The organism is Streptomyces sp. NPDC104814, from assembly GCF_055583185.1.
In genome coordinates this window covers 744620-770002 of sequence record NZ_JBVJOL010000001.1, presented here as the reverse complement: position 1 = coordinate 770002, position 25383 = coordinate 744620, and the positions used below count along the sequence as shown (strand labels likewise).

The following is a 25383-nucleotide window of genomic DNA, read 5'->3' as shown; positions in this document are numbered from 1 at the left end:
TACCCGGAAGGCGGCCTGCATGGTCTCTCGCGTACGCGTCTGGCTCAACCGCACGTACGCGGAGAACGTGTTCTTCATGGATCAGCTGCGGCGAAATCCCGAGGACCGGGCCGTGGAGATCCACGCCACCCACGGCGATCCCGACTCCCCGGTGCCGGCCGCGGCGGACACCTCCGAGCCGGAGCCGGAGGGCCTGTCGTCGGCGGCGTACGTCGAGTACGCCCTCGACCAGTGCCGGCGGCGCGGCATCGACGTGTTCGTGCCCCGGCTGCACCAGGCGGCGATCACGGCGCAGCGCGCGGAGTTCGCCGCGGCGGGCACGGCCCTGCTCGCGCCGACGCCGGAGGCCGTCGCCGTCTTCCAGGACAAGGTGGTCGCCTACGAAGCCGTGCAGGCGATCGGGGTGCCGGTGCCGCCGTGGTGGCGGGTGCGTACCCCGGACGAGTTCGTGGCCGCCGTCGAGGAACTGGAGGCGGCCGGTCACCAGGCGTGCTTCAAGCCGGCGTCCGGGGCGGGCGGGGTGGGCTTCCGGGTGGTGAGCCGCGCCCCCTTCTCGCTCGTCCAGCTCAGCGGCTTCCCGAGCCCGTACGTGAACCTCGACCTGGTGGTGGACGCGCTGCGGCGGGCCGAGGAGCCGGTGGACTGGCTGGTGATGCCGCGGCTGGAGCAGCCGGAGGTGTCGGTGGACTGCCTCACCGGTCCCGACAACCGGATCCGGCTCGCCATCGGCCGCACCAAGAACGGCCGCCGCCGGGGTTTCACCCTGCACGAGCGGTGGCTGGAGCCCGCCCGGCGCATCGCGGAGGGCTTCGGGCTGCACCATCTGTCCAATGTGCAGTTCCGCATGTTCGGCGACCGGCCGGTGCTGATGGACGTCAACACACGCCCGGCGGGCGGGCTGCACCAGCTGTCGCTGTGCGGGGTGAACGTGCCGTGGGCGGCGGTGAAGCTGGCCCTGGGTGAGGACCCCGGGGTGATCGAACCGCCGTTCCTGGGGCCGGACTACACGGTGGTGGCGGGGCCGCGGGCGCTGCGGTCGGTGACGCTGCCGGCGCAACGGGTCGACTCCGTCGGCGCGCGGGCGGGCGAGGCACTGCCGCTCTAGGGCTCCTGCTCCGTGCGCTGCCGCCAACCCCTTCCGCCGCCATCCCCGCACACCCACCCCCACCGGCCCCACCGGTATGGACCAATTTCCGTCCGGAGCCTTGACGGGCCGATTGGTCCATACCACATTGGTGCGCGCACCACCCCCGCACATCCGTGCACTCCCGAACACCCCCATTCCTTCAGGGAGATCGCGTGCGCTCCACACCCCCCAGACGCCCCATGCGTCGCCTGCTCGCCCTGCTCGGCTCCGGCGCGCTCGCGCTGACCGGCGCCATCGCCCTGCCCGGGACCGCGCAGGCGGCCAACATCCTCGGCAACCCCGGCTTCGAGTCCGGCTCCCTCTCCCCCTGGTCCTGCACCGGCAACCTCGGCTCGGTCGTCTCCTCCCCCGTGCACAGCGGCGGCAAGGCCCTCGCCGGCGCGGTGACCTCCAGCGACATCGCCAAGTGCAGCCAGACCGTCTCCGTCCAGCCCAACACCACCTACACCTTGCAGAGTTGGGTGCGCGGCTCCTACGTCTACCTGGGCGTCGACGGCGGCGCCTCGACATGGACGTCGTCGCCGTCGGCGTACAGCCCACTGTCGGTGTCGTTCACCACCGGCGCCTCCCAGACCAGTGCCACCCTCTACGTCCACGGGTGGTACGCGCAGGGCACCTACTACGCAGACGACATCAGCCTCGACGGGCCGGGCGGCGGCGGAGGCGGCTCCGACACCCAGGCGCCCACCGCACCCTCCGGCCTCACCTCCACCGGCAAGACGTCCTCGAGCGTGTCGCTGAAGTGGAACGCCTCGAGCGACAACGTCGGCGTCACGGGCTACGACGTCTACAGCGGCGCGAGCAAGGTGGCGAGCGCCTCCGGGACCAGCGCCACGGTCAGCGGGCTGTCGGCGAGCACGAGTTACACCTTCACGGTGAAGGCGCGCGACGCGGCCGGGAACGTCTCCGGCGCCTCCAACGCCGTCACGGTCACCACGGACGCCGGCACCGGCGGCGGAGGCGGCGGCTTCAAGCAGGCCGCGCCGTATCTGTACGAGGGCTGGGGCGACCCGCCGAGCCCGACGACGGTGATGAGCGCGACGGGCGTGAAGTGGTTCACGATGGCCTTCGTGCTGGACTCGGGCGGCTGCACCCCCGCCTGGGACGGGCAGCGGGCGCTGACCGGCGGGGCCGACCAGTCCGCCATCAACGCGATCCGCTCCGCGGGCGGTGACATCGTCCCCTCGTTCGGCGGCTGGCAGGGCAGCAAGCTCGGCGCCAACTGCTCCTCCGCGAGCGCGCTCGCCGGGGCGATCCAGAAGGTGATCGACGCCTACGGCCTGAAGGCGATCGACATGGACATCGAGAACACCGACGAGTTCGAGAACGAGGCCGTCCAGGCGAAGATCCTCACCGCGCTGAAGACGGTCAAGGCGAACAACCCCGGCCTGAAGACCATCGTGACCTTCGGGACGTCGACCACCGGTCCGACGTACTACGGCAACCGGCTCATCGAGCAGGCCAAGTCACTGGGCGCCGACATCGACGTCTTCACCATCATGCCGTTCGACTTCGGCGGCGGCTCGGACATGTACGGCAACACCGTGAACGCGGCCGAGGGGCTGAAGGCCAAGCTGAAGTCCACCTTCGGGTGGGACGACGCGACCGCCTACTCCCACATCGGCATCTCCGGCATGAACGGTCTGTCCGACCAGCAGGAGAACACCACGCCGCAGATCTGGACCCAGATCCGCGACTGGGCGAACTCCCACCACATCGCCCGGCTCGCCTTCTGGTCGGTCAACCGCGACCGGCCCTGCCCGGGCGGCGGCGTGGCCGAGAACTGCTCAGGAACCAGCCAGAGCAACTGGCAGTTCACCTCCATCACGGCCGGGTTCACCGGCTGAGCCCACCCCCCACCCCGGTTCCCCCCGGCCTCCGGCGCCGGGGGGAACTTTTTTCCCGCGGGGGTGTATCAGACGGTGGCCCCGGCGCTCTCGATACCGGGAACGGGGGAAGCACCACAGGATCCCGGACGGGGGAAGCACCGGGATCGCACGGGGGAAGCACGGGGGATCGGACCGGCCGGCCGCTGCGCACGGGGGAGCGGCCGGCCGGCCCGCAGCACGTCACCGAGCCGGCCGGGGCCTAGGGGGTGTCTCGTCGACCGGGCGTCGCGAGCCCGGCGTGATCGGCGAGACACCCCCTGACTAGGTCAGATACGCCAGTCCCGGGTGCACGGCCCGGTAGCCGTCGGTCAGGCGCCGTGCCACGGTCACCGAGTCGACCAGGGGGTGCAGCGCGAACGCCTTCACCGCCGTCTCCCGGGAACCCGACTCCGCCGCCGCGAGCACCTCACGCTCGACGGCCTTCACCGCGCAGACCAGCCCGGTCGCATGGCCGGGCAGCGGGTCGGCCGCCACCGGGTGGGCGCCGTTCGCGTCGACCAGGCAGGGCACCTCGATCACCGCGTCGGCGTCCAGCGCCGCCAGCGTGGAGCGGTTGCGGACGTTGAGGATCAGCGTGGTGCGCTCGTCACGGGCGATGGCCCGCATCAGCGCCAGCGCCACCTTCTCGTAGCCGCCGGACAGGTCGTCGGCGTCGCGCTCGCCCGCGCCGGCCGCCTCCCGGTTCTCCGCCATATAGGTCGCCTCCCGCTCCGCACGGGTGCGGTTCCAGGCGGCGAGGGCGGGCGTCGCCGGGTCGCGGACCTCGTCGTAGAAGCGGGCCTGCTGGTCGCGCAGGAAGGCGCCGCGGGTGCGCTCGGCCTGCTGATAGGCGGCCACGGTCTCGCGGTTGAAGTAGTAGTAGTGCAGGTATTCGTTGGGGATCGCGCCCAGCGAGCGCAGCCACTCGGCGCCGAACAGCTTGCCCTCCTCGAAGGAGGTGAGCAGCTTGTCGTCGGCGAGCAGCCGCGGCAGTTCGTCGCGCCCGGCCACGCGCAGGCCGCGCACCCAGCCGAGATGGTTGAGGCCGACGTAGTCGATCCACGCCTGCGCCGGGTCCGCGCCGAGCACCCGGGCGATACGGCGGCCGAGGCCGACCGGCGAGTCGCAGATGCCGATGACCCGGTCCCCGAGATGCCGGGACATGGCCTCGGTGACCAGTCCGGCCGGGTTGGTGAAGTTGATGACCCACGCGTCCGGCGCCAGAGCGGCCACGCGGCGCGCGATGTCCACGGCGACCGGCACCGTGCGCAGCCCGTAGGCGATACCGCCCGCGCCGACCGTCTCCTGGCCGAGGACACCCTCGGCCAGCGCGACCCGCTCGTCGTCGGCGCGGCCCGCGAGGCCGCCGACGCGGATCGCGGAGAAGACGAAGTCGGCGCCGCGCAGCGCCTCGTCGAGGTCGGTGGTCGTCGTCACGCGCGGGGCGTCCGGCACGGGCGCCGCCTGCTCGGCCAGCACCCGGGCGACCGCGCCGAGCCGGCCGGCGTCCACGTCGTGCAGGACCACCTCGGTGACGCGGCCCTCGGCGCGGTCCGTCAGCAGCGCCCCGTACACCAGCGGCACCCGGAATCCGCCGCCGCCCAGAATCGTCAGCCTCATACCGCTCCCACCTCGTCCGCCACGCGGGCACCCTACCCGCCGCCCGACCGCTCCGTCGGCGCTCCTGCCCGGGCGGCGTGGTCACGCGGTGCCGTCCGGCACCGCCGGAGCTCTGGACCAATAATTGCAGGACGCAATAGTTGTTGCGGACCCCAGGATCCGGCATCCTGGGACACCCGACGACCGAGACCCAGGGAGAGCGCCATCAGCCCGCGGCAGACGAAGCAGCCCACCCCAATGGACGCGGACGAGCCGTGGATGCGCGCGCTGCACGCGGACGCCGGCTATCTGCTCTACCGGCTCGGTCTGCGCTCGGGACAATTGTTCAACGCGTTCCTGCAGGAGTCCGGGCTGCGCCTGCGCCACTACGCGGTGCTGCGCTTCCTCGCCACCTCCGAGGGTGCCCTCCAGCGCGAGCTGGCCGCCCGGCTCGGATACGACCCGAGCGCGATCGTCGGCCTCGTCGACGACCTGGAGAAGCAGGGCCTGGCGGAGCGGCGACCGGCGCCCGACGACCGCCGCAGCCGGATCGTCGTCCTGACCGAGACCGGCCGCGCCTTCCTGCGCGGTACCGACGAGGCGGGCCGGCGCGTGACGGCGAAACTCCTCGCCCCGCTCGACGACACCGACCGCGAGACACTGCACACGCTGCTCCGGCGCATCGCGGAGGCCGGCCTCGACTGAGCCGCGGCAGCGACGGCGAGGACCCGTCGGCCGCAGGCGCCGCACCGCGCCGCACCGCGGGGGCCCAAGCGCGCCCGACGCGGTGCAGGCTGCGCCGCCGGTCGTCAGGACATCCCGACGCGCCCGCGGGCCACTTCGTGTGCCGCGCGCAGCATGGCCTGCTGGTCCTCGTCCAGGCTCCGCGGCCGCGGACCGCGCGGCCCGACGGCGAAGAACGAGATGGGCCCGTAGAACGGGCCGTCGTGGCAGTCCAGCAGGCGGAGCATCTCGTGGGCGACCAGGTTGGCCGGCTCTTCCGAGGCGGTGACCAGCTCACCGACGTAGGCGTGCACAGGCGACGGATCCGGCAGGGTGATGCGGTCCACCAGGCCCGCCCCTGCGGCGCCGACCTCGTCCCGCATGGTGTCGACCGGTTGGGAGCGGAACTCGAGGCTGCCGTCGGGGGTGACGAGCGCGTACGTGATCGGCCGCTCGTTCGACTCGCGCTTGCGGCCGGCGCGGAGGTCCTCGAGCAAGGAGTGCATGGAATCGCCCAGCTTCTGGTCCTCACCGAAGTCCTCCATGTCGCCGTCGAACTCGGCGGCCTCGACGGCCCGGGACTCGGCGCGCTGTCTCAGAGTGCGGAATCGGCCGAGCGCCTCGGCTTCGCAGGCCTGCTGCTCCAGCAGGCGCAGTGCGGTGGCGTGGGTGGCGGGGCGAGGGACCCAGTGGGGCAGGTCGTACTCGTCCATGCGGCGGTCTCGGGCGTAGCCGATGCGGCGCTCGAGGTTGGTGACAGCGGCGGCGGAGACGCTTCCCGGCTTGAGGCCAGGGGTGCGCTGACCCCATGCGACGGAGCCGGCGGCGGAGCTCCAGGCGATCGCGACGAGCTGCCCGAGGGTGAAGCCTTCTTCGAGTGCGTTCAGGAACCTGTCGTAGGCGTCGGGAAGGCGGTGCTCCGGAATGGGTTCCTCGTCGTACTTGCGGATGAGGAGGCCCTCGAGGTAATCGACGGCCATGCCGGCTTCGAGTTCGCGCACGTGGCGGCGGACCTCAGCGGCACGGTTGCGCAGCAGGTGCCCGATCAGGTGGGTGATCTCCTGGCGCGCCGTTGTCTTCCCTCCTGGACCTGGGGCGATCCGCCAGGGGACCTGCGCGACGTACACCCCGCGGACGGTGCCGTCGTCGTGGTAGGTGAAGTCTCCGGTGGTCGCTGGGGTGGTGGGGCAGATCCACCGCTCCTGATGGAGGGACCGGAAGACCTCGATGTCGGTGCCGGCCGAGGAGGTCAGCGTGTAGTCGAGATCGCGCAGAGGCCCGACCGACTCGGTGTCCTTCCCCTGCATGATCTCCACCATGGCCATCAGGGTGAGAGCACCCACGAGGCTGGGGTGGACGTCGGGAACGGCTCGCTCGGCCTGCTCGCCCAGCCACGCACCGGCGGCGTCGACCCGCTGTGTGTCCTGCTGCCGCTGCGCTTCTGCCGCGCGTTCGGCTTCTGCTTTCCGGGCAGCGGCTCGGGCGGCCGCGCAGTCCGTGCACACCTTGTTCGCGTCGACCGGTCCGGCCGGGAAGTCAGGGCGCCAGACGGCGGTCGCCGCCATGTCGGATCGGCTGGTCACCACGGTGGGAGCAGCGCAGCCGGGGCACACCACGGTCAGCAGCTCGGCCCGGCACGCTCCGCGGACGGCCCTGTAAACCAGCGAGGTGGAGCCGATCGCGGCGACGTGCCGGGTCCACTGGCCGGGAGTCGTGAACTCCCAGTACTGACGGCACATCTCCGCGATGTCGTCCGGGGTGTCCGGGTGGATGTGGACCTCCAGGAGCGGCTGTTGCGCATTCGGATACAGCACCCTCCGGACGGCAGGCGGCTGCGGCCGAGCCGCGGCCCAGTGCCGCTTCCTGCGGCGCTCACGCTTCCCCATCGCGTCCCCCTCCAAGTGAGTTCACCACGGTATCGACGACCACTGACAATCCAGCTCGAATCGGCCGCAGGTGCCGGTCAGTGACGTCTCTCGCCGGGCACGTCCCCGACGAGGAGAAGCGGTCGCCCGTCACGCCGAAGGAAGCCGGACGACAGTCTCGCCGTCGCTCAGGATTCCGGTGGCGGCGCGAGCCATGGCGCCGGGTCGCGGCGCGAGCCATGGCGGCCGGTCGCGGCCCTAGCCATGGCGGCCGGTCGCGGCCCGAGCCATGGCGGCCGGTCGCGGCCCTAGCCATGGCGGCCGGTCGTGGCGCGAGCCATGGCGGCCGGTCGCGGCCCGAGCCATGGCGGCCGGCGGCGGCGCGGGAGCGACCGTTCACCCCCTTCGCGGTATTCGCGACCTGAACTCCCGTGCCCCGAAGGGACTTTGTTGGCTTCAACCTCTTGACGGCCGCAGTGACGGAGAGCACATTGGCCGCACTTGAGAGCGCTCTCACACAGCATCCGCCTGCGACTCCGAGAGGCACCCCCCAATGACCGCATCACCCCGTACACCGAGACGCCGCCCGCTGCGGCGGGCTCTCGTCGCCGCCCTCGGCACCCTCGGTCTGGCCGCCACCGCGGCGGGCATCGCCGTCCCTTCCGCCGACGCCGCCGCGCCGGCGCCCCCGTCCGGCTGGACGCGCGTCTTCGTGGACGACTTCGACGGCCCCGCGGGCTCCGGCGTCAACACCGCCAACTGGCAGTACGACACCGGCATCTCCTACCCCGGCGGCCCCGCCAACTGGGGGACCGGCGAGGTCGAGACGATGACCAGCAGCACGAGCAACGTCTCGCTCGACGGCAGCGGCAATCTGCGCATCACCCCGCAGCGGGACTCCGCCGGCCGCTGGACGTCCGGCCGTATCGAAACCACACGCACCGACTTCCAGCCACCGGCCGGCGGCAAGCTGCGCGTCGAGGGCCGGATCCAGATGCCGGACGTCACCGGCACGGCCGCCGAGGGCTACTGGCCGGCGTTCTGGGCCCTGGGCGCGCCCTACCGGGGCAACTACCAGAACTGGCCCGGCGTCGGCGAACTGGACATCATGGAGAACGTGCAGGGCCTGAACAAGGTGTGGGCCACGATGCACTGCGGCACCAGCCCGGGCGGCCCCTGCAACGAGACCACCGGCATCGGCAACTCCACCGCCTGCCCGAGCACCACCTGCCAGTCCGGCTTCCACACCTACGCGATGGAGTGGGACCGCTCGGTGAGCCCGGAGGCGATCCGCTTCTCCGTCGACGGCGTCGTCTACCACACGGTGACGGCGAATCAGATGGACGCCACCACCTGGGCCAACGCCACGAACCACGGCTTCTTCGTCATCCTCAACGTGGCCATGGGCGGCGGCTTCCCGGACGCCTTCGGCGGCGGGCTGGACGGCGACACCCAGCCGGGCCATCCGATGGTCGTGGACTACGTGCAGGTGCTGACGGCCGGTGGGAGCGGTACCACTCCCCCGCCGTCCGGCAACCGCGACGCGTACAGCCCCGTCCAGGCCGAGTCGTACGACAGCCAGTCCGGCACGATCACCGAGGCGACCTCCGACAGCGGCGGCGGGCAGAACATCGGTGCCGTGGCAAGCGGTGACTGGGCCCTGTACAAGGGGGTGAACTTCGGTTCCACGGCGGCCCGGCAGTTCTACGCCCGGGTGGCGAGCGGTGCCGGGTCCGGCGTGAGCGGTCTGGTCGAGGTGCGCCTCGACAGCCGCAGCAACGCCCCGATCGGCAGCTTCGCGCTGGCCAACACCGGTGGCTGGCAGTCCTGGCGGACGGTCCCGGCGAACATCAGCGCCGTCACGGGCGTCCACGACGTCTATCTGACGTTCACCAGCGGCCAGCCGGCGGACTTCGTCAATGTGAACTGGTTCGACTTCGGGCACTGACGGGCGACCGGCCGGGCCGAACACCACCGGGGAGGCGGCCTGCGCCGGCTCCCCGGCTCACCGGCGCCCTGCCTCGCTCCACCGCCCGACGCCTCCCGGGACGGGCATGGCATCCTGTGTCGGCACAGGACGTCACGGATGCCGGAGGACGAGGGCAGGCGTCCGGGGGGTCGGGGTAGATCGATGAAACTCTGCTTTCTGGTGGAGGAGCAGTACCGCCACGACGGCATGCCGGTCGAGGTGATACGCCAACTGACGTCCTGGGGGCACCAGGTGGACGTGATGCGGCCGGGCGGCTCCCTGCTGCACATGACGGAGGCGCTGCAGGGCGCGGGGCACGACGCCTGGATCCTCAAGACGGTCTCCGGCGGTCCGGGGCTCACCCTGCTGGAGGCCGCCGCCGCGGCCGGGACGACGACGATCAACGACGCCCGCTCGATCCGCGGTGTACGGGACAAGGCGCTCGCCGCGTCGATCGGCCGTCTCGGCGGACTTCCGCTGCCGCCCACCTACGCGGCGGCCCGGCCCGACCTGCTGACGCACATCCCGCAGTCGGAGTACCCGATCGTGGTCAAGCCCGCCGACGGCAGCTCGGGACGGGCCGTGCATCTGGTGACGTCACCGGACCACCTCGCGGCGATGGCTCCCGAACTGGCGGCGGAGGGCATGCTCATCGCCCAGCCCTACGTCCCCAACTCGGGCGTCGACATCAAGGTGTACTGCGTCGCCGGCGAGCTGTACGCGACCGAGCGCCGCTCCCCGCTCCGCCCCGACCACGCGGTGGCCGAACGCCGTGTCCCGCTGACGGCCGAGGTGGCCGCGATCGCCGCCCGGGCCGGAGCGGTCTACGGCCTCGATCTGTACGGCGTGGACGTGGTGCTGGGGCCGGACGGCCCCGTGGTCGTCGACGTGAACGACTTCCCCAGCTTCCGTCAGGTCCCCGACGCGGCCGCGCGGGTGGCACGGGCGGTGCTCGGGCTGGCGGCCGCCGGGGGCCGGGCCGCCGCACCGGTACAGTCCGCCCGGCCGCGCATGCCGGAACAGCGGGAGCGGTCCGCGGGCGCCGCGTCGCCGGCCGGACCGGCCGTGTCCCCGGCCGCGACGACCGCGCCACAGCCGCGTTCGGATGAGGCGCAGGTTCCGGTCACGGCGGGCAAGACCGCATGAGAATCGGCCTGATCACCTCCGATCCCGGCCATCCGCTGCTGACCGCCACGACCGCGCTGCTCGCCGACGAGCGCGCGGTGCACACGCTGGACCCGGAGACGGCGGGACCTCCCGAACCGCCCGCATCCCTCGCCGACGTGTATCTGCTCAAGGCGCGCACGCCGCGGGCGATCTCACTCGCCCGCGCGCTGGAACGGCGGGGGGCCCGGGTGCTGAACTCGGCTGCCGCGACCGCGTTGTGCCAGGACCGCGTGGCGATGGCGGAGCACGCCCGGCGGGCCGGCCTGCCGTTCGCACCCACCCGCGCCCACCCGGCGCTCGCCCGGCTCGCCGACGGCCCGGGACTCACCGCTCCGCTGGTGGTCAAGAGCCGGCACAGCCGCAAGCACGACCTGGTGGCCCGTGTCGACAGCGACGGGCAGCTGCGCCGGCTGGCCGCGGCACACCCTCTGGAGCCGGTCGTGGTGCAGGAGTTCGCCGCCAACAACGGCTGGGACCACAAGCTGTGGGCGATCGGCGACCGGACCTTCGCGGCGCTGCGCCGCTCCGAGCTGTCGCCCGAGGGCCGCGGCCCCACCGTGCCGCTCGGCGCCGAGAAGCTGCCGCCCGGCTGGGCCGCCCTGGTCCACCGGGTGGGAGAGGTCTTCGCCCTGGACGTCTACGGCGTCGACGTCCTCGACACCGGCGACGGCGTCCCGCTGATCGTGGACATCAACGCCTTCCCCGGCGTCCGTGACCAGCCCGGCGCCCCGCAGGCCCTGGCCGCCCTCGCCCTGTCGGCCGGTGCCTGACCCGCGGTCACACCGAGGCCATCGCCCAACGCGGCCGTCGGGCAGCGCCGTACCACCCCGATCCGTACCCCGTCCGCACCCCCGGCCCGAACCCCGTCCGCACCCAGGCCCGTTGGGCAGGCCCCTACCGCAGCTCCGCCCGGAACGCCGCCGGTGTCCGGTCGGTGTGCTGGTGGAAGAACTTGGAGAAGTTGGCGGCGTCCGGGAAGCCGACCGCCACGCCGACGCGGCCGATGGGGAGGTCGGTGTGCGCCAGCAGCCGCTTGGCCTCCAGGACGACCCGTTTGTCGATGAAGCCCTTGGGGGTCTCCCCGGTGGCGGCGCGCACCGCGCGGACCAGGGTGCGGCGGGAGTACCCGAGGGCGTCGGCATAGGCGCTGACGCTGTGGTTGGCGGCGAAGCCCTCTTCCACCGCGTCCCGGAAGCGGGTGAAGGTGGTGTCGCCCGGCTGCCGGGCCGCGTCCGTGGAGCCGGCGGCGAGATGGGCGAGGCGCAGCAGGAACGCGGTCAGGGTGTGCCGCAGGACCGCGGTGTGCAGGCTCAGCGGGAGGGTGTCGGTGTCCTCGTACTCGCGCCGGAGCTGTTCCAGGGCGGTGCGCAACCCGGTGAGCTGGGCCGGGCCGGGGTGGAGGAGAGGCGGCAGGTCGTAGCGGTACAGGCCGGTGGCCTCGACGGTGGCGCGGGGCAGGAAGCCGGGCTGCATGGTCAGGACGGTTCCGCGGTACCCGGTCTCCTTCGAGAAGCGGTGGACCTGACCCGGGCGGATCCACAGGACGTCACCGGCGTTCGCCTCGTATTCGGCGAAGTCGACCATGTGGCGGACGGGGCCGTGCGTGAAGAGCATGACGACGTGGAAGTCGATGCGGTGGACGCGGTCGAGAGGGGCCTCGGAGTGCCAGGTGCGACCGCTGCCCATCGGGCCGACCTGCATGCCCACACCGCCGACGCTCGCACCGACCGGGAAGGGGAAGGTTCTGATCCCGTCCACGCCCTCGCCGGCGTCGCCGTTGTGCCTGGTTGTGTCCGCCATGTCCGTCTCGTGCCGTCCCGGTCGCGCGCTCGGTGTCCCACTTTCACCACAGGCTGACACACGCAGACCTTCCGGCGAAAAAGTCAGACTTTTAAGTTTGAACGCGTCAGAGCATAAGCAGCGCTTCTTGCGAGGACTTCTTGAAGATGAGCACGCACACACCCGACACCCTCGAGTGGACCGACCTCGACCGGCGTGCCGTCGACACCGCACGGCTGCTGGCCGCGGATGCCGTGCAGAAGGTCGGCAACGGCCACCCCGGCACCGCGATGGCCCTGGCCCCGGCGGCGTACACGATCTTTCAGAAGGTGATGCGGCACGACCCGGCCGACCCGGAGTGGACGGGCCGTGACCGGTTCGTCCTCTCCCCCGGTCACACGTCGCTGACCCTCTACACACAGCTGTACCTCGCCGGGTACGAGCTGGAGCTGGACGACCTGAAGGCGTTCCGCACCCACGGCTCGAAGACGCCCGGCCACCCCGAGTACGGGCACACCGCCGGAGTGGAGACCACCACCGGCCCGCTCGGCCAGGGCGTCGCGAACGCCGTCGGCATGGCGATGGCCGCCCGTTACGAGCGCGGGCTGTTCGACCCGCAGGCCCCGGCCGGCGAGTCCCCCTTCGACCACATGGTCTGGGCGATCGTCTCCGACGGCGACCTGCAGGAGGGCGTCTCCGCCGAGGCCTCCTCGCTCGCCGGTCACCAGAAGCTCGGCAACCTCGTCTTCCTCTACGACGACAACCACATCTCCATCGAGGGCGACACCGCGACCGCGTTCTCCGAGGACGTGCTGAAGCGGTACGAGGCCTACGGCTGGCACACCCAGCGCGTCGAGCCCGCCGAGGACGGCGACATCGACGTCCACGCCCTGTACGCCGCGCTGAGGGCCGCACAGGCCGAGACCGGGCGGCCGTCGATCATCGCGATGCGCACGATCATCGCCTGGCCCGCCCCGAACGCGCGGAACACCGAGGCCGCCCACGGCTCGGCGCTCGGCGAGGCGGAGGTCGCCGCCACCAAGCGCGTCCTCGGCTTCGACCCCGAGCGGAGCTTCCAGGTCGACGCCGACGTCCTCGCCCACACCCGTGCCGCCCTGGACCGGGGCGCCGACGCGCACGCCGCCTGGGACAAGCAGATCTCCGTCTGGCGCGAGGAGCAGCCGGAGCGCGCCGCGCTGTTCGACCGGATCGTGGCCGGGCGGCTCCCCGAGGGCTGGGAGGAGGCGCTGCCCGTGTTCGAGGAGGGCAAGGCCGTCGCGACGCGCGCCGCCTCCGGCAAGGTCCTGCAGTCACTGGGCGCGGTCATCCCCGAGCTGTGGGGCGGCTCCGCCGACCTGGCCGGCTCCAACAACACCACCATCGACAAGACGTCGTCGTTCCTCCCGGAGGGCAACCCGCTGCCGGAGGCGAACCCGTACGGCCGTACCGTCCACTTCGGGATCCGCGAGTTCTCGATGGCGGCGGAGATGAACGGCATCGCCCTGCACGGCAACACCCGCATCTACGGCGGAACCTTCCTCGTGTTCTCCGACTACATGCGCAACGCCGTACGGATGTCGGCGCTGATGCAGCTGCCGGTGACCTACGTGTGGACGCACGACTCCATCGGTCTCGGCGAGGACGGGCCGACCCACCAGCCGGTGGAGCACCTCGCCTCGCTGCGCGCCATTCCGGGCCTGAACGTCGTCCGCCCGGCCGATGCCAACGAGACCGCGGCCGCCTGGGCCGAGATCCTGAAGAGGCACGCCACCCGTCCCGCCCCGCACGGGCTCGCGCTCACCCGCCAGGGCGTGCCGACGTACGCGCCGAACCCGGACGCGGCGAAGGGCGGCTACGTGCTGCGCGAGTCGTCCACCGACACCCCGGAGGTGATCGTCATCGCCACCGGTTCCGAGGTGCAGCTGGCCGTCGCCGCGCGGGAGCGGCTGGAGGCCGAGGGAATCGGCACGCGCGTGGTGTCGATGCCGTCCGTGGAGTGGTTCGAGGAGCAGCCCCGCGCGTACCGCGAGTCCGTCCTGCCGCCGGCCGTGAAGGCCCGGGTCGCGGTCGAGGCCGGGATCGGTCTGACCTGGTACCGCTACGTCGGCGACGCCGGCCGCATCGTGTCCCTGGAGCACTTCGGCGCCTCCGCCGACGCCACGACCCTCTTCGCCGAGTACGGCTTCACCCCCGAGAATGTCGCCGCAGCAGCCAGGGAATCGCTGGCCGCCGTGCGCGGTTGATCCGACCGCCAGAAGGAAGATGATCACTGTGACCGAAGCAACCGCCACCGCGGTAGCCCTCAAGCGCCTGTCCGACGAGGGCGTGTCGATCTGGCTGGACGACCTCTCGCGCACCCGCATCGACAGCGGCAACCTCGCCGAGCTCGTCGCCACGAAGCACGTCGTCGGCGTCACCACCAACCCGTCGATCTTCCAGGCCGCCATCGGCTCCGGCGAGGGCTACGAGGCCCAGCTGGCCGAGCTGGCCGTGCGCGGCGTGACGGTGGACGAGGCCGTCCGCATGATGACCACCGCCGACGTGCGGGCCGCGGCCGACGTGCTGCGCCCGGTGTACGAGGCGACCGGCGGCCGGGACGGCCGGGTCTCCATCGAGGTCGACCCCCGTCTCGCGCACCACACGGCGGCGACGATCGCCGAGGCCAAGCAGCTCGCCTGGCTGGTGGACCGCCCCAACGTCATGATCAAGATCCCGGCGACCAAGGCCGGTCTGCCCGCCATCACCGAGGTGATCGCCGAGGGCATCAGCGTCAACGTCACGCTGATCTTCTCGCTGGAGCGCTACCGCGCCGTGATGGACGCCTACCTCGCGGGTCTGGAGAAGGCCGCCGCGAAGGGCCTGGACCTGTCCTCCATCCACTCCGTGGCCTCCTTCTTCGTCTCCCGCGTGGACGCGGAGATCGACAAGCGCCTCACCGTCCTCGGCACCGACGAGGCGCTCGGGCTCAAGGGCCGCGCCGCCGTGGCCAACGCCCGTCTCGCCTACGCGGCCTACGAAGAGGTCTTCGCCGGTCAGCGCTGGCTCGCCCTGGCCGGCGCCCGCGCGAACAAGCAGCGCCCGCTGTGGGCGTCGACCGGGGTGAAGGACCCGGCGTACAAGGACACCCTGTACGTGGACGAACTGGTCGCCCCCGGCACCGTCAACACGATGCCCGAGGGCACCCTGAACGCCGTCGCCGACCACGGCGAGATCACCGGTGACACGGTGTCCGGCGGCTACGCGCAGGCCCGCGCCGACCTCGCGGCGGTGGAGAAGCTCGGCATCTCCTACGACGCGGTGGTGCAGAGGCTGGAGGACGAGGGCGTCGCCAAGTTCGAGACGGCCTGGCAGGACCTGCTCAACGCCGTGGCGAAGGCTCTGGACAGCAAGGGGGTGGCAGCGTAAATGACCGCGACACCACTGATGGAGCTGACGGCCGGGTCCGCCGGCTGGGCCAACCCGCTGCGCGATCCGCGCGACCGCCGGCTGCCGCGGATCGCGGGCCCCTCGGGGCTCGTCATCTTCGGCGTGACCGGTGACCTGTCCCGCAAGAAGCTGATGCCGGCCGTGTACGACCTGGCCAACCGCGGTCTGCTGCCGCCGGGCTTCTCCCTGGTCGGCTTCGCCCGCCGGGACTGGGAGGACCAGGACTTCGCGCAGGTCGTGCACGACGCCGTCAAGGAGCACGCCCGCACCCCCTTCCGTGAGGAGGTGTGGCAGCAGCTGTCGGAGGGCATGCGGTTCATCCCCGGCGACTTCGACGACGACAGCGCCTTCGACCAGCTGCGCCAGACCGTCGAGGAGCTGGACGCGGCCCGCGGCACGAGCGGCAACTACGCCTTCTACCTGTCGGTGCCGCCGAAGTTCTTCCCGAAGGTCGTCCAGCAGCTGAAGAAGCACGGTCTGGCGGACGGCCCCGAGGGGTCCTGGCGGCGGGCGGTCATCGAGAAGCCGTTCGGCCACGACCTGGCCAGCGCCATCGAGCTGAACTCGATCGTGCACGAGGTGTTCGAGCCGGACCAGGTGTTCCGCATCGACCACTACCTCGGCAAGGAGACCGTCCAGAACATCCTGGCACTGCGCTTCGCCAACCAGATGTTCGAACCGATCTGGAACCGGTCGTACGTCGACCACATCCAGATCACCATGGCCGAGGACATCGGCATCGGCGGCCGCGCCGGCTACTACGACGGCATCGGCTCGGCCCGGGACGTCATCCAGAACCATCTGCTGCAGCTGATGGCGCTCACCGCGATGGAGGAGCCGGCCGCGTTCGACGCCGAGTCGCTGCTGACCGAGAAGCTGAAGGTCCTCAGGGCGGTACGGCTGCCCGAGGACCTCGGCAAGCACACCGTGCGCGGCCAGTACGCGCCCGCCTGGCAGGGCGGTGCGAAGGTGCGCGGCTACCTGGAGGAGGACGGCATCGACCCGAACTCCACCACCGACACCTACGCCGCGGTCAAGCTCGGCATCGACAACCGCCGCTGGGCCGGGGTGCCGTTCTATCTGCGCACCGGCAAGCGGCTCGGCCGCCGGGTCACCGAGATCGCGGTGGTCTTCCAGCGCGCGCCGCACTCCCCCTTCGACTCCACGGCGACGGAGGAGCTGGGCCAGAACGCGATCGTCATCCGCGTCCAGCCCGACGAGGGCGTGACGGTCCGCTTCGGCTCCAAGGTGCCGGGCACCTCGATGGAGATCCGGGACGTGACGATGGACTTCGCCTACGGCGAGTCCTTCACGGAGTCCAGCCCGGAGGCGTACGAGCGCCTCATCCTGGACGTGCTGCTCGGCGACGCCAACCTGTTCCCCCGCCACCAGGAGGTGGAAGAGTCCTGGAAGATCCTCGACCCGATCGAGGGCTACTGGGCCACGCACGGCAGGCCGGCGCAGTACCCGTCGGGCAGCTGGGGACCCAAGGAAGCGGACGAGATGCTCGCACGAGACGGACGGAGCTGGCGCAGGCCATGAGGATCGACCTGACCGACACCACGGCAAGCAAGGTCAACAAGGCCCTCGTCCAGGGGCGCCGTGCCATCGGCACCCCGGCGGTGGGCATGGTCCTGACGATGGTCATCGTCACGGACGAGGAGAACGCCTACGACGCGATCAAGGCGGCCGAGGAGGCCTCGCACGAGCACCCCTCGCGCACCCTGGTCGTCATCAAGCGGCACGCCCGCACCCCGCGCGACCGCCAGGCCTCCCGGCTGGACGCCGAGGTCCGGGTGGGTTCCGAGGCCGGCACCGGCGAGACCGTCGTGCTGCGCACCTACGGCGAGGTGTCCGACCACGCCGACTCCGTCGTCCTGCCGCTGCTGCTCCCCGACGCCCCGGTCGTCGTGTGGTGGCCGGTGGACGCGCCGGAGAACCCCTCCAAGGACCCCCTCGGCGCGCTGGCCCAGCGCCGCATCACCGATCTGTACGCGGTCGAGAAGCCGCTGGAGATGCTGCAGACCCGGGAGCGCACCTACGCCCCCGGCGACACCGACCTCGCCTGGACCCGGCTCACGCCGTGGCGTTCGATGCTGGCCGCCGCCCTGGACCAGGCCCGTGCCACGGTGATCTCGGCGGCCGTCGAGGCCGAGGCCGACAACCCGGCCGCCGAGCTGCTGGCCCGCTGGCTGGAGGCCCGCCTCGGCGTCCGGGTGGACCGCGTCGTCACCGCGGGACCGGTCGTCACCGCGGTCCGCCTGGGCACCGCCGAGGGCGAGATCGTCATCGACCGTCCCGAGGGCCCGCTGGCCACGCTGACCCTGCCCGGCCAGCCCTCGCGCACCCTGGCGCTGAAGGTCCGCGCCACCTCCGAACTCATCGCCGAGGAGCTGCGCCGCCTCGACGCCGACGAGATGTACGCCGTCGCCCTGCGCGGCGAGGGCGAGGTCACGAAGGAGACTGCCGCACATGTCTGAGACCCCGCTGCTGACCCGGCGGCCCGAGTGGACCGCGCTGGAGGACCACCGTGCCGAGTGGCAGCCCCATCTGCGGGAGCTGTTCGCGAGCGACCCCGGGCGCGCCGAGCGGTACGTCGTGCGCGTCGGTGATCTGCGCATCGACTACTCCAAGAACCTGATCACGGACGAGACCCTCGCCCGGCTGCAGGAACTGGCCACCGCCACCGATGTGTTCGGGCTGCGCGACGCCATGTTCCGCGGGGAGAGGATCAACGTCACCGAGAAGCGGGCCGTGCTGCACACCGCGCTGCGCGCCCCGCGCGACGCGGTGGTCGAGGTCGACGGCGAGAACGTGGTGCCCGGGGTGCACGCGGTGCTCGACAAGATGAGCGCCTTCGCCGAGCGGGTCCGCTCAGGCGAGTGGACCGGCCACACGGGCCGGCGGATCCGCAACGTCGTCAACATCGGCATCGGCGGCTCCGACCTGGGCCCGGCGATGGCGTACGAGGCACTGCGCGCCTTCACGGCCCGCGACCTGACGTTCCGTTTCGTCTCCAACGTCGACGGCGCCGACCTGCACGAGGCGGTGCACGGCCTGGACCCGGCCGAGACGCTGTTCATCGTCGCCTCGAAGACCTTCACGACGATCGAGACGATCACCAACGCCACCTCGGCGCGTGCCTGGCTGCTGGACGGCCTCGGCGGTGACGACAAGGCGGTGGCCAAGCACTTCGTCGCCCTGTCGACGAACGCGGAGAAGGTCACCGAGTTCGGCATCGACGCCGACAACATGTTCGAGTTCTGGGACTGGGTCGGCGGCCGCTACTCCTACGACTCCGCGATCGGCCTGTCGCTGATGATCGCCATCGGCCCCGACCGCTTCCGGGAGATGCTCGACGGCTTCCACACCGTCGACGAACACTTCCGCACCGCGCCCGCCGAGGCCAACGCCCCGCTGCTGCTGGGCCTGCTGGGGATCTGGTACGGCAACTTCTTCGACGCCCAGTCGCACGCCGTCCTGCCCTACAGCCACTACCTGTCGAAGTTCACCGCGTATCTGCAGCAGCTGGACATGGAGTCCAACGGCAAGTCCGTGCAGCGCGACGGGCGCCCGGTGGAATGGCAGACCGGCCCGGTCGTGTGGGGCACCCCCGGCACCAACGGCCAGCACGCGTACTACCAGTTGATCCACCAGGGCACCAAGCTCATCCCGGCCGACTTCATCGGCTTCGCCCGCCCGGTCGCCGAGCTGAGCGACCGCCTCAAGTCCCAGCACGACCTGCTGATGGCCAACTTCTTCGCCCAGACCCAGGCCCTGGCCTTCGGCAAGACCGGCGACGAGGTGCGCGCCGAGGGCGTGCCCGAGGAGCAGGTCACCGCCCGCACCTTCCAGGGCAACCACCCCACCACCACGATCCTGGCCCCCGAGCTGACCCCGTCCGTGCTCGGCCAGCTGGTCGCGCTCTACGAGCACAAGGTGTTCGTGCAGGGCGCGATCTGGAACATCGACTCCTTCGACCAGTGGGGCGTGGAACTGGGCAAGGTCCTCGCCAAGCGGGTCGAACCCGCCCTCACCGAGGGTGCGGACGTACCCGGTCTCGACCCGTCCACCGCAGCGCTCGTCGCGGCCTACCGCGACCTCAAGGAAGTGAAGTAACCATGCAGATCGGTCTTGTTGGTCTCGGCAAGATGGGCGGCAACATGCGCGAGCGTCTGCGCAACGCCGGCCACGAGGTCGTCGGGTACGACACCAACCCCGAGATCTCCGACGTCGACAACCTCGTCGAACTCGCCGACCGGCTCGCCGCGCCGCGCGCGGTGTGGGTCATGGTCCCGGCCGGCGCCGCCACGCAGAACGTCATCGACCAGCTGTCGGGCATCCTCAAGCCCGGCGACACCGTCATCGACGGCGGCAACTCCCGCTGGACCGACGACGAGAAGCACGCCGAGGAGCTCGCCAAGCGCGGCATCGGCTTCGTCGACGCCGGTGTCTCCGGCGGCGTCTGGGGCCTGCAGAACGGCTACGCGCTGATGGTCGGCGGCGAGAAGGAGCACGTCGACCGGCTCAAGCCGATCTTCGACGCACTCAAGCCGGAAGGCCCCTACGGCTACGTCCACGCGGGCAGGGTCGGCGCCGGGCACTTCGCGAAGATGGTCCACAACGGCATCGAGTACGCCATGATGCAGGCCTACGCCGAGGGCTGGGAGCTGCTGGAGAAGGTCGACTCCGTGGACAACGTCCGCGAGGTCTTCCGCTCCTGGCAGGAGGGCACGGTCATCCGCTCCTGGCTGCTGGACCTCGCCGTCAGCGCCCTCGACGAGGACGAGCACCTGAACAAGCTGCGCGGCTACGCCGAGGACTCCGGCGAGGGCCGCTGGACGGTCGAGGCGGCCATCGACAACGCGGTGCCGCTGCCCGCGATCACGGCCTCCCTGTTCGCCCGGTTCGCCTCCCGCCAGGACGACTCGCCGCAGATGAAGATGATCGCGGCGCTGCGCAACCAGTTCGGCGGCCACGCCGTCGAGTCCGCGAAGAAGTGACGAGGCGGTGGGAGACCTTCTTCTCGTCCGCCACGGCGAGACCGAGTGGAGCCTGACGGGACAGCACACCGGCTTCACCGACCTGCCCCTCACCACCCACGGCGAGGAGCAGGCCAAGTCCCTGGCTCCGCTGCTGTCCGGGCGGCCCTTCGCACTGGCTCTCACGAGCCCGCTGCGGCGGGCCGTCCGCACGGCGGAACTCGCGGGCCTCGGCGCGGCACCCGATCGTGACCTGCACGAGTGGGACTACGGGGCGTACGAGGGCGTCACCAGCGTCGACATCCACCGCACCCGCCCCGGCTGGGACCTGTGGACCGACGGCGTCCCGCCCGGGGACAGCCCCGGCGAGTCGCCGGACGAGGTGGGGGCGCGGGCGGACCGGGTCCTGGCCCGGATCGCTCCCGCGCTGGACGCCGGAGACGTGATCGTGGTCGCCCACTCCCACTTCCTGCGCGTCCTGACGGCCCGTCGCCTGGGCCTGCCGCCGTCCCAGGGACGGCTGTTCCAGCTGGCGACGGCGACGGTGAGCCGGTTGTCGCTGGAGCACGGGCGCCCGGTGATCGCGGAGTGGAACGTCCGCGCGTAGAGGCGTGGTTGACAGTGTGCGATCAGCCCGCCAGAGTCGCGGCCGATGGAGATCAACGATCTGACACCGGCAGAGCAGCGAGTCTGGCGGGCTTTCCCGCGGGGCGAGGACGTGGACTTCCGTGCCGCACCCGACGAGGACGCGGCCGGCGGTCAGGACTGGGGCCCCGAACGCACGCTGCGGGCCTCGGTCCTGCGCGCCCTGCTGGTCAGCGCCCCCACCGAGGAGGGGGAGATATCGGCGCTGCGGGTCACCGGTGCCCGGATCACCGGGCCGCTCGATCTCACCCACGCGGTGCTCGAACGGCCCGTACGGATGAGCCGCTGCTACTTCGATGAACGCCTGGAGTTCTACGGCGTTCAGCTTCCGCGCCTCAGCCTGCGTGGCTCGGTGCTGCCCGGGCTCAATCTCGCGGGTGCCCGCGTCGAGGGGATGGTGCGACTGAGCGAGTGCCGGGTGGCGGGTCGGCTGATGCTCGCCGGAACCCAGATCGGGGGCGCGCTGTTCCTGGATCGGGCCGAAGTCACGGCTCTGGACGACTCACCCGTACTGCAGCTGAACCAGGCCCGCATCGGTGACGACCTGTCGGCCCCCGGCCTGCGCACCCGCGGCGGGATACGGGCCACCGGCGCCTCCGTCGCCGGGTCGGTCAACCTCAACGAGGCCCGGCTGAGCCACCCCGGCGGGGCGGCGCTCGACGCCGAGACGCTCGCCGTCGAGGGCGACTTCCAGATCCGGGACGCCGAGGTGCACGGGGGGCTCGGCCTGCGTGGCGCCCGGATCGCAGGGCGGCTCGACCTGTCGTACACCCTCCTGTCCCATCCGGGCGGCACCGCGTTGCAGGCGAGCAGCAGTTCGCTGGGCGAGCTGTGGCTGCGCCGCGGGCCCGCCATGGAGGGCAGCCTCAACCTGCGCCGCAGTCAGATGGACGCGCTGTTCCTGGACCCGGAGGCAGTGCCGGCCTCCGTGTATCTCAGCGACCTCACCTACACCGCCCTGACCCCGCACGAGCCCGCCGAACGCCGTCTGCCCATGCTGGAACGCGACCGCAACGGCTATGTCCCGCACGCCTACGAGCAGCTGACGGCCGCCTACCGGCGCACCGGCGACGACCATGCCGCCCGGCTCGTGCAGCTGGCCAAGCAGCGCCGCCACCGCCGCACCCTGCCCTGGTACGGCCGGCTGTGGGGGCTGGTCCAGGACGTCACCGTCGGCTACGGCTTCCGGCCGCTGCGGGCCGCCGTCTGGCTGCTGTCGCTGCTCGCGGTCGGCTCGGCCGCCTTCGCGCTGCACCACCCGCAGCCGCTCAAGGCCGGTGAGGCTCCCCCGTTCAACCCGGTGTTCTACACCCTCGACCTGCTGCTTCCGGTCCTGTCCTTCGGGCAGGAGTCCGCGTTCGCCCCGCGCGGCGGGTATCAGGCCCTCGCCTACACCCTGGTGCTCACCGGCTGGATCCTGGCCTCCACGGTGATCGCGGGTGTCACCCGCGCCGTCAGCCGCCCGTGACTCCGTGCGCGAGGTGCTGCGCGGCCAGCCGCACCGGTGCGTTCGCCGCGCCGTAGCCCTGGTGACCGCCGTCGCGCTGGACGAGTTCGAAGAAGACGTGGCCGACGGTCCGCGTGTAGCAGTGGCGGAACTCGCCGCCGTGCGGGTCGCGGTCGTAGAGGATGCCGAGGTCGCGGTAGGCGGCCAGTTCCTCCTCGGGGAGGTCGAAGCGGGCGGCCAGGTCGTCGTGGTAGTTGGCGGGCACCGGCAGCAGCCGGCCGCCCGCCGCGCGGAAGCGGCGCGCCGCGGCGACCACGTCGTCGCAGGCCAGCGCGATGTGCCGGGCGTGCGCGGTGGCGTCGCCGGGGGCCGCGCCCACGGTGAGCGCGAGGCGGACCGCGCCGTCGGCGGTGGCGACGGCGCGGCTGCGCATCAGGCCGTAGGGGTCGGCCAGGTCCACGCTCTCCTGGGCGTCGAGGCCGAGGACGGACCGGTGGAAGAGGGCGGCCTCGTCGAAGTGGTGCCAGGGCTGGGTGAGCGCGAGATGGTCGATGCCGCGGATGCCGGTGTCCGGCGGGGCCGGGGCGACGTCCGTGAAATCGGCGCGCCAGTCGGGGCGCCCCGCTGTGCGGCCGGGGGCGCAGAAGAACAGTTCCGTGCCGTCGGGCGCGGCCACCGCCTCCAGCGGCGCGTCGCCGGGTGCGCGGCGGCGGGGCAGGACGGGGGCGAGCAGGGCCTCGGCGCGGCGGGCCGCGGCGGCCGGGTCGGGTGTCGTGAGGCCGATCGCGGCGAGCCGGGTGCCGTCGCGGCGGGCGGCCGCCCCGGTGTTGACCAGAATCCGCGCGTCGCCCTGCTCCCACAGGTCGACGGGCTTGCCGCGGTGGCGGGCGGTGCGGGTGAAGCCGAGGGCGCCGAGCACCGCGGCGGCGGGGGCGGGGTCCGGGGTGAGGAGTTCGGCGAAGGCGACACCCGTGGGCACGGTCGGTGCGGGCAGCGCGGCCGCGCCGGTCTCCTCCTGGAGGACCAGCAGGGAGCGGCGGCCGTCGACGGCGGTGGGGCCGGGGTCGGCCTGCCGGAAGACGTCGTTGAACACCTCCAGGGACAGCGGGCCGGTGTATCCGGTGCGCAGCACGTGCCGGACCAGACCGGCCACGTCGAAGCCTCCCTGGCCGGGGAAGCAGCGGTAGTGGCGGCTCCACTGCAGGACGTCCATGGCCAGGCGGGGCGCGTCGGCGAGCTGGAGGAAGAAGATCTTCTCGCCGGGGATGTCCTCGATGCCCTTGGGGTCCGAGCCACGGGAGAGGATGTGGAAGCTGTCGAGGCAGGTGCCGAGCGCCGGGTGGTCCGCGGCCTCGACGATCCGCCAGGCGTGGTCGTACGTCGACACGTGCCGTCCCCAGGCCAGTGCCTCGTAGGCCACGCGGACGCCGAAGTCCTGGGCGAGGCCGGCGAGCCGGGCGAGCTGGCCGGCGGCGAGGGCGTCGTCGTCGGTGGCGAGCGGGTGGACGCTGGAGCAGACGAGGACGGTGTCGCCGCCGAGGCGGCGCATCAGCTCGAACTTGTGCCGGGCGCGGCGCAGAGCGCGGGCGAACTCCTCCTCGGGCAGCGCCTCGATGTCCCGCATCGGCTGGTACAGGTCGATGGCCAGGCCGAGGTCGGCGCAGCGGGCGCGGATCTCCTCGGGGGTCAGCGGGCTGGCGAGCAGGTCGTTCTCGAAGAGTTCGACGCCGTCGAAGCCGGCCCGGGCGGCGGCCGTGAGTTTCTCGGTCAGTGAGCCGCTCAGGCAGACGGTGGCGATACAGGTGCGCATCGGTGGCCTCACGGGGTGGTGGTCGCGGCGGCGCCGGTCAGTGCGGCGAGGTCGGCGAGCATGGCCGCGCTGTCGGGTTCCCGCCCGGTGAACAGGCGGAACGCGTCGGCGGCCTGGAACGCGGCCATGCCGCCGCCGTCGAGGGTGGCGCAGCCGAGCGCCCGCGCGGTGCGCAGCAGCTCGGTCTCCAGGGGGCGGTAGACGACCTCGGCGATCCACAGGCCGGGGTGCAGCAGCTCGGCGGCGAGCGGCAGGCCGGGGTGGGCGGCCATGCCGGTCGGGGTGGCGTGGATGACGCCGTCCGCGCCGGTGAGCAGCGCGGGCAGCTCGTCCGGGGTGGCGCCGACCGCGCGGCCTGCGCCGAAGTGCGCGGACAGGGACGCGGCAAGGGTGGCGGCCCGCTCGGGCTGTGCGTCGACGAGGGTGATCCGCTCGGCGCCGAGGGTGAGCGCGGCGTGCGCGACGGCCGCGCCGGCGCCGCCCGCGCCGAGCTGCACGACCCGCTCCAGCGGGGCGTCGGGCAGGCCCCGGGCGAAGGAGGCGGCGAAGCCGGTGACGTCGGTGTTGTGGCCGACGGCCCGGGCGCCGTCGAAGACGACCGTGTTGACCGCGCCGAGCGCCTCGGCCCGCGGGTCCAGGGCGTCGAGATGGGGGATCACCAGCTGCTTGCAGGGGTGCGTGATGTTCAGCCCGTCGTAGCCGAGGTCGCGGGCGGAGCGCACCAGGTCGCCGACCGCCTCGGGGGCCAGCCGGAGCGTGTCGAGGTCGAGGAGCCGGTACAGACAGCGCAGGCCCTGGCGGTCGGCCTCCCGCTGGTGCAGCGCCGGACTGAGGGACGGGCCGATGCCGGAACCGATCAGTCCGACGAGAAAGGAGTCACCGGGCACTGCTGACCTCCGGAGCTAATGTACGAACCAGTACGTTAGCTATATCAGCCGAACGGGCCCGCGCAAAGC

Annotated in this window: 19 protein-coding genes; 14 read left to right on the top strand and 5 right to left on the bottom strand. The window is 72.1% G+C overall.

What is annotated here, in order from left to right; all coding sequences use genetic code 11:
* The first annotated feature begins 19 nt into the window (after nucleotides 1–19).
* The gene (locus ACZ64A_RS03160) at nucleotides 20–1105 is read left to right on the top strand and encodes an ATP-grasp domain-containing protein (protein WP_469807850.1); all 1086 of its coding nucleotides are present in this window, start codon (nucleotides 20–22) and stop codon (nucleotides 1103–1105) included.
* A gap of 221 nt (nucleotides 1106–1326) precedes the next feature.
* Nucleotides 1327–2994, top strand: a complete 1668-nt coding sequence (locus ACZ64A_RS03155) for a carbohydrate binding domain-containing protein (protein WP_469809035.1) — start codon at nucleotides 1327–1329, stop codon at nucleotides 2992–2994.
* A gap of 303 nt (nucleotides 2995–3297) precedes the next feature.
* Here the strand turns inward: ACZ64A_RS03155 and ACZ64A_RS03150 are convergent, their stop codons facing one another.
* On the bottom strand, nucleotides 3298–4635 hold the full coding sequence (locus tag ACZ64A_RS03150; protein ID WP_469807849.1) for a 6-phospho-beta-glucosidase: 1338 nt from the start codon (nucleotides 4633–4635) through the stop codon (nucleotides 3298–3300).
* A gap of 237 nt (nucleotides 4636–4872) precedes the next feature.
* Between ACZ64A_RS03150 and ACZ64A_RS03145 the strand changes: the two genes are divergently transcribed.
* Nucleotides 4873–5319: a MarR family winged helix-turn-helix transcriptional regulator gene (locus ACZ64A_RS03145; protein ID WP_469807848.1), complete on the top strand. Its 447-nt coding sequence runs from the start codon at nucleotides 4873–4875 to the stop codon at nucleotides 5317–5319.
* A gap of 104 nt (nucleotides 5320–5423) precedes the next feature.
* Here the strand turns inward: ACZ64A_RS03145 and ACZ64A_RS03140 are convergent, their stop codons facing one another.
* Nucleotides 5424–7151 (bottom strand): hypothetical protein, encoded by a 1728-nt coding sequence (locus ACZ64A_RS03140; RefSeq protein ID WP_469807846.1) that lies wholly within the window; start codon nucleotides 7149–7151, stop codon nucleotides 5424–5426.
* A gap of 604 nt (nucleotides 7152–7755) precedes the next feature.
* Between ACZ64A_RS03140 and ACZ64A_RS03135 the strand changes: the two genes are divergently transcribed.
* From ACZ64A_RS03135 to ACZ64A_RS03125, 3 genes are all read left to right on the top strand, one after another.
* Entirely contained in the window at nucleotides 7756–9150 is a 1395-nt protein-coding gene (locus tag ACZ64A_RS03135) for a glycoside hydrolase family 16 protein (protein WP_469807845.1), read from the top strand.
* A 183-nt stretch (nucleotides 9151–9333) separates the two neighbouring features.
* Nucleotides 9334–10317: an ATP-grasp domain-containing protein gene (locus ACZ64A_RS03130; protein WP_469807843.1), complete on the top strand. Its 984-nt coding sequence runs from the start codon at nucleotides 9334–9336 to the stop codon at nucleotides 10315–10317.
* Nucleotides 10314–11108: an ATP-grasp domain-containing protein gene (locus tag ACZ64A_RS03125; protein ID WP_469807842.1), complete on the top strand. Its 795-nt coding sequence runs from the start codon at nucleotides 10314–10316 to the stop codon at nucleotides 11106–11108. Before ACZ64A_RS03130 ends, ACZ64A_RS03125 begins: the two co-directional genes overlap by 4 nt.
* Before the next feature lie 124 nt (nucleotides 11109–11232).
* On the opposite strand, the gene ACZ64A_RS03120 is transcribed toward ACZ64A_RS03125, so the two are convergent.
* Complete coding sequence (locus ACZ64A_RS03120) at nucleotides 11233–12138, bottom strand: helix-turn-helix domain-containing protein (protein WP_469807841.1); 906 nt, start codon at nucleotides 12136–12138, stop codon at nucleotides 11233–11235.
* A 146-nt stretch (nucleotides 12139–12284) separates the two neighbouring features.
* Between ACZ64A_RS03120 and tkt the strand changes: the two genes are divergently transcribed.
* From tkt to ACZ64A_RS03080, 8 genes are read left to right on the top strand one after another with little or no spacing between them, the layout of a single operon-like run.
* Nucleotides 12285–14360 carry a transketolase gene (gene tkt, locus ACZ64A_RS03115; protein WP_469807840.1) on the top strand — a complete coding sequence of 692 codons (2076 nt, stop codon included), beginning with the start codon at nucleotides 12285–12287 and terminating at the stop codon, nucleotides 14358–14360.
* 19 nt (nucleotides 14361–14379) lie between these two features.
* Nucleotides 14380–15522 carry a transaldolase gene (gene tal / locus ACZ64A_RS03110; RefSeq protein ID WP_469807839.1) on the top strand — a complete coding sequence of 381 codons (1143 nt, stop codon included), beginning with the start codon at nucleotides 14380–14382 and terminating at the stop codon, nucleotides 15520–15522.
* Complete coding sequence (gene zwf / locus ACZ64A_RS03105; RefSeq protein ID WP_469807838.1) at nucleotides 15523–17085, top strand: glucose-6-phosphate dehydrogenase; 1563 nt, start codon at nucleotides 15523–15525, stop codon at nucleotides 17083–17085.
* On the top strand, nucleotides 17082–18023 hold the full coding sequence (gene opcA / locus ACZ64A_RS03100; protein WP_469807837.1) for a glucose-6-phosphate dehydrogenase assembly protein OpcA: 942 nt from the start codon (nucleotides 17082–17084) through the stop codon (nucleotides 18021–18023). Before zwf ends, opcA begins: the two co-directional genes overlap by 4 nt.
* Complete coding sequence (pgi, locus tag ACZ64A_RS03095) at nucleotides 18016–19662, top strand: glucose-6-phosphate isomerase (protein ID WP_469807836.1); 1647 nt, start codon at nucleotides 18016–18018, stop codon at nucleotides 19660–19662. The genes opcA and pgi overlap by 8 nt, the downstream gene beginning before the upstream one ends.
* Before the next feature lie 2 nt (nucleotides 19663–19664).
* Nucleotides 19665–20546: a phosphogluconate dehydrogenase (NAD(+)-dependent, decarboxylating) gene (gene gnd / locus ACZ64A_RS03090; protein WP_469807835.1), complete on the top strand. Its 882-nt coding sequence runs from the start codon at nucleotides 19665–19667 to the stop codon at nucleotides 20544–20546.
* Nucleotides 20547–20553: 7 nt separating this feature from the next.
* Entirely contained in the window at nucleotides 20554–21132 is a 579-nt protein-coding gene (locus ACZ64A_RS03085) for a histidine phosphatase family protein (RefSeq protein WP_469807833.1), read from the top strand.
* A gap of 45 nt (nucleotides 21133–21177) precedes the next feature.
* Nucleotides 21178–22638, top strand: a complete 1461-nt coding sequence (locus ACZ64A_RS03080) for a membrane-associated oxidoreductase (protein ID WP_469807832.1) — start codon at nucleotides 21178–21180, stop codon at nucleotides 22636–22638.
* Here the strand turns inward: ACZ64A_RS03080 and ACZ64A_RS03075 are convergent.
* Both ACZ64A_RS03075 and ACZ64A_RS03070 read right to left on the bottom strand, forming a co-directional pair.
* A complete protein-coding gene (locus tag ACZ64A_RS03075; RefSeq protein WP_469807831.1) occupies nucleotides 22625–24427 on the bottom strand; it encodes a bifunctional sugar phosphate isomerase/epimerase/4-hydroxyphenylpyruvate dioxygenase family protein in 1803 nt (600 codons plus the stop codon). The two genes, ACZ64A_RS03080 and ACZ64A_RS03075, sit on opposite strands and share 14 nt — an antisense overlap.
* Nucleotides 24428–24435: 8 nt before the next feature.
* Nucleotides 24436–25314 carry a shikimate dehydrogenase gene (locus tag ACZ64A_RS03070; RefSeq protein WP_469807830.1) on the bottom strand — a complete coding sequence of 293 codons (879 nt, stop codon included), beginning with the start codon at nucleotides 25312–25314 and terminating at the stop codon, nucleotides 24436–24438.
* Between the last annotated feature and the right edge of the window lie 69 nt (nucleotides 25315–25383).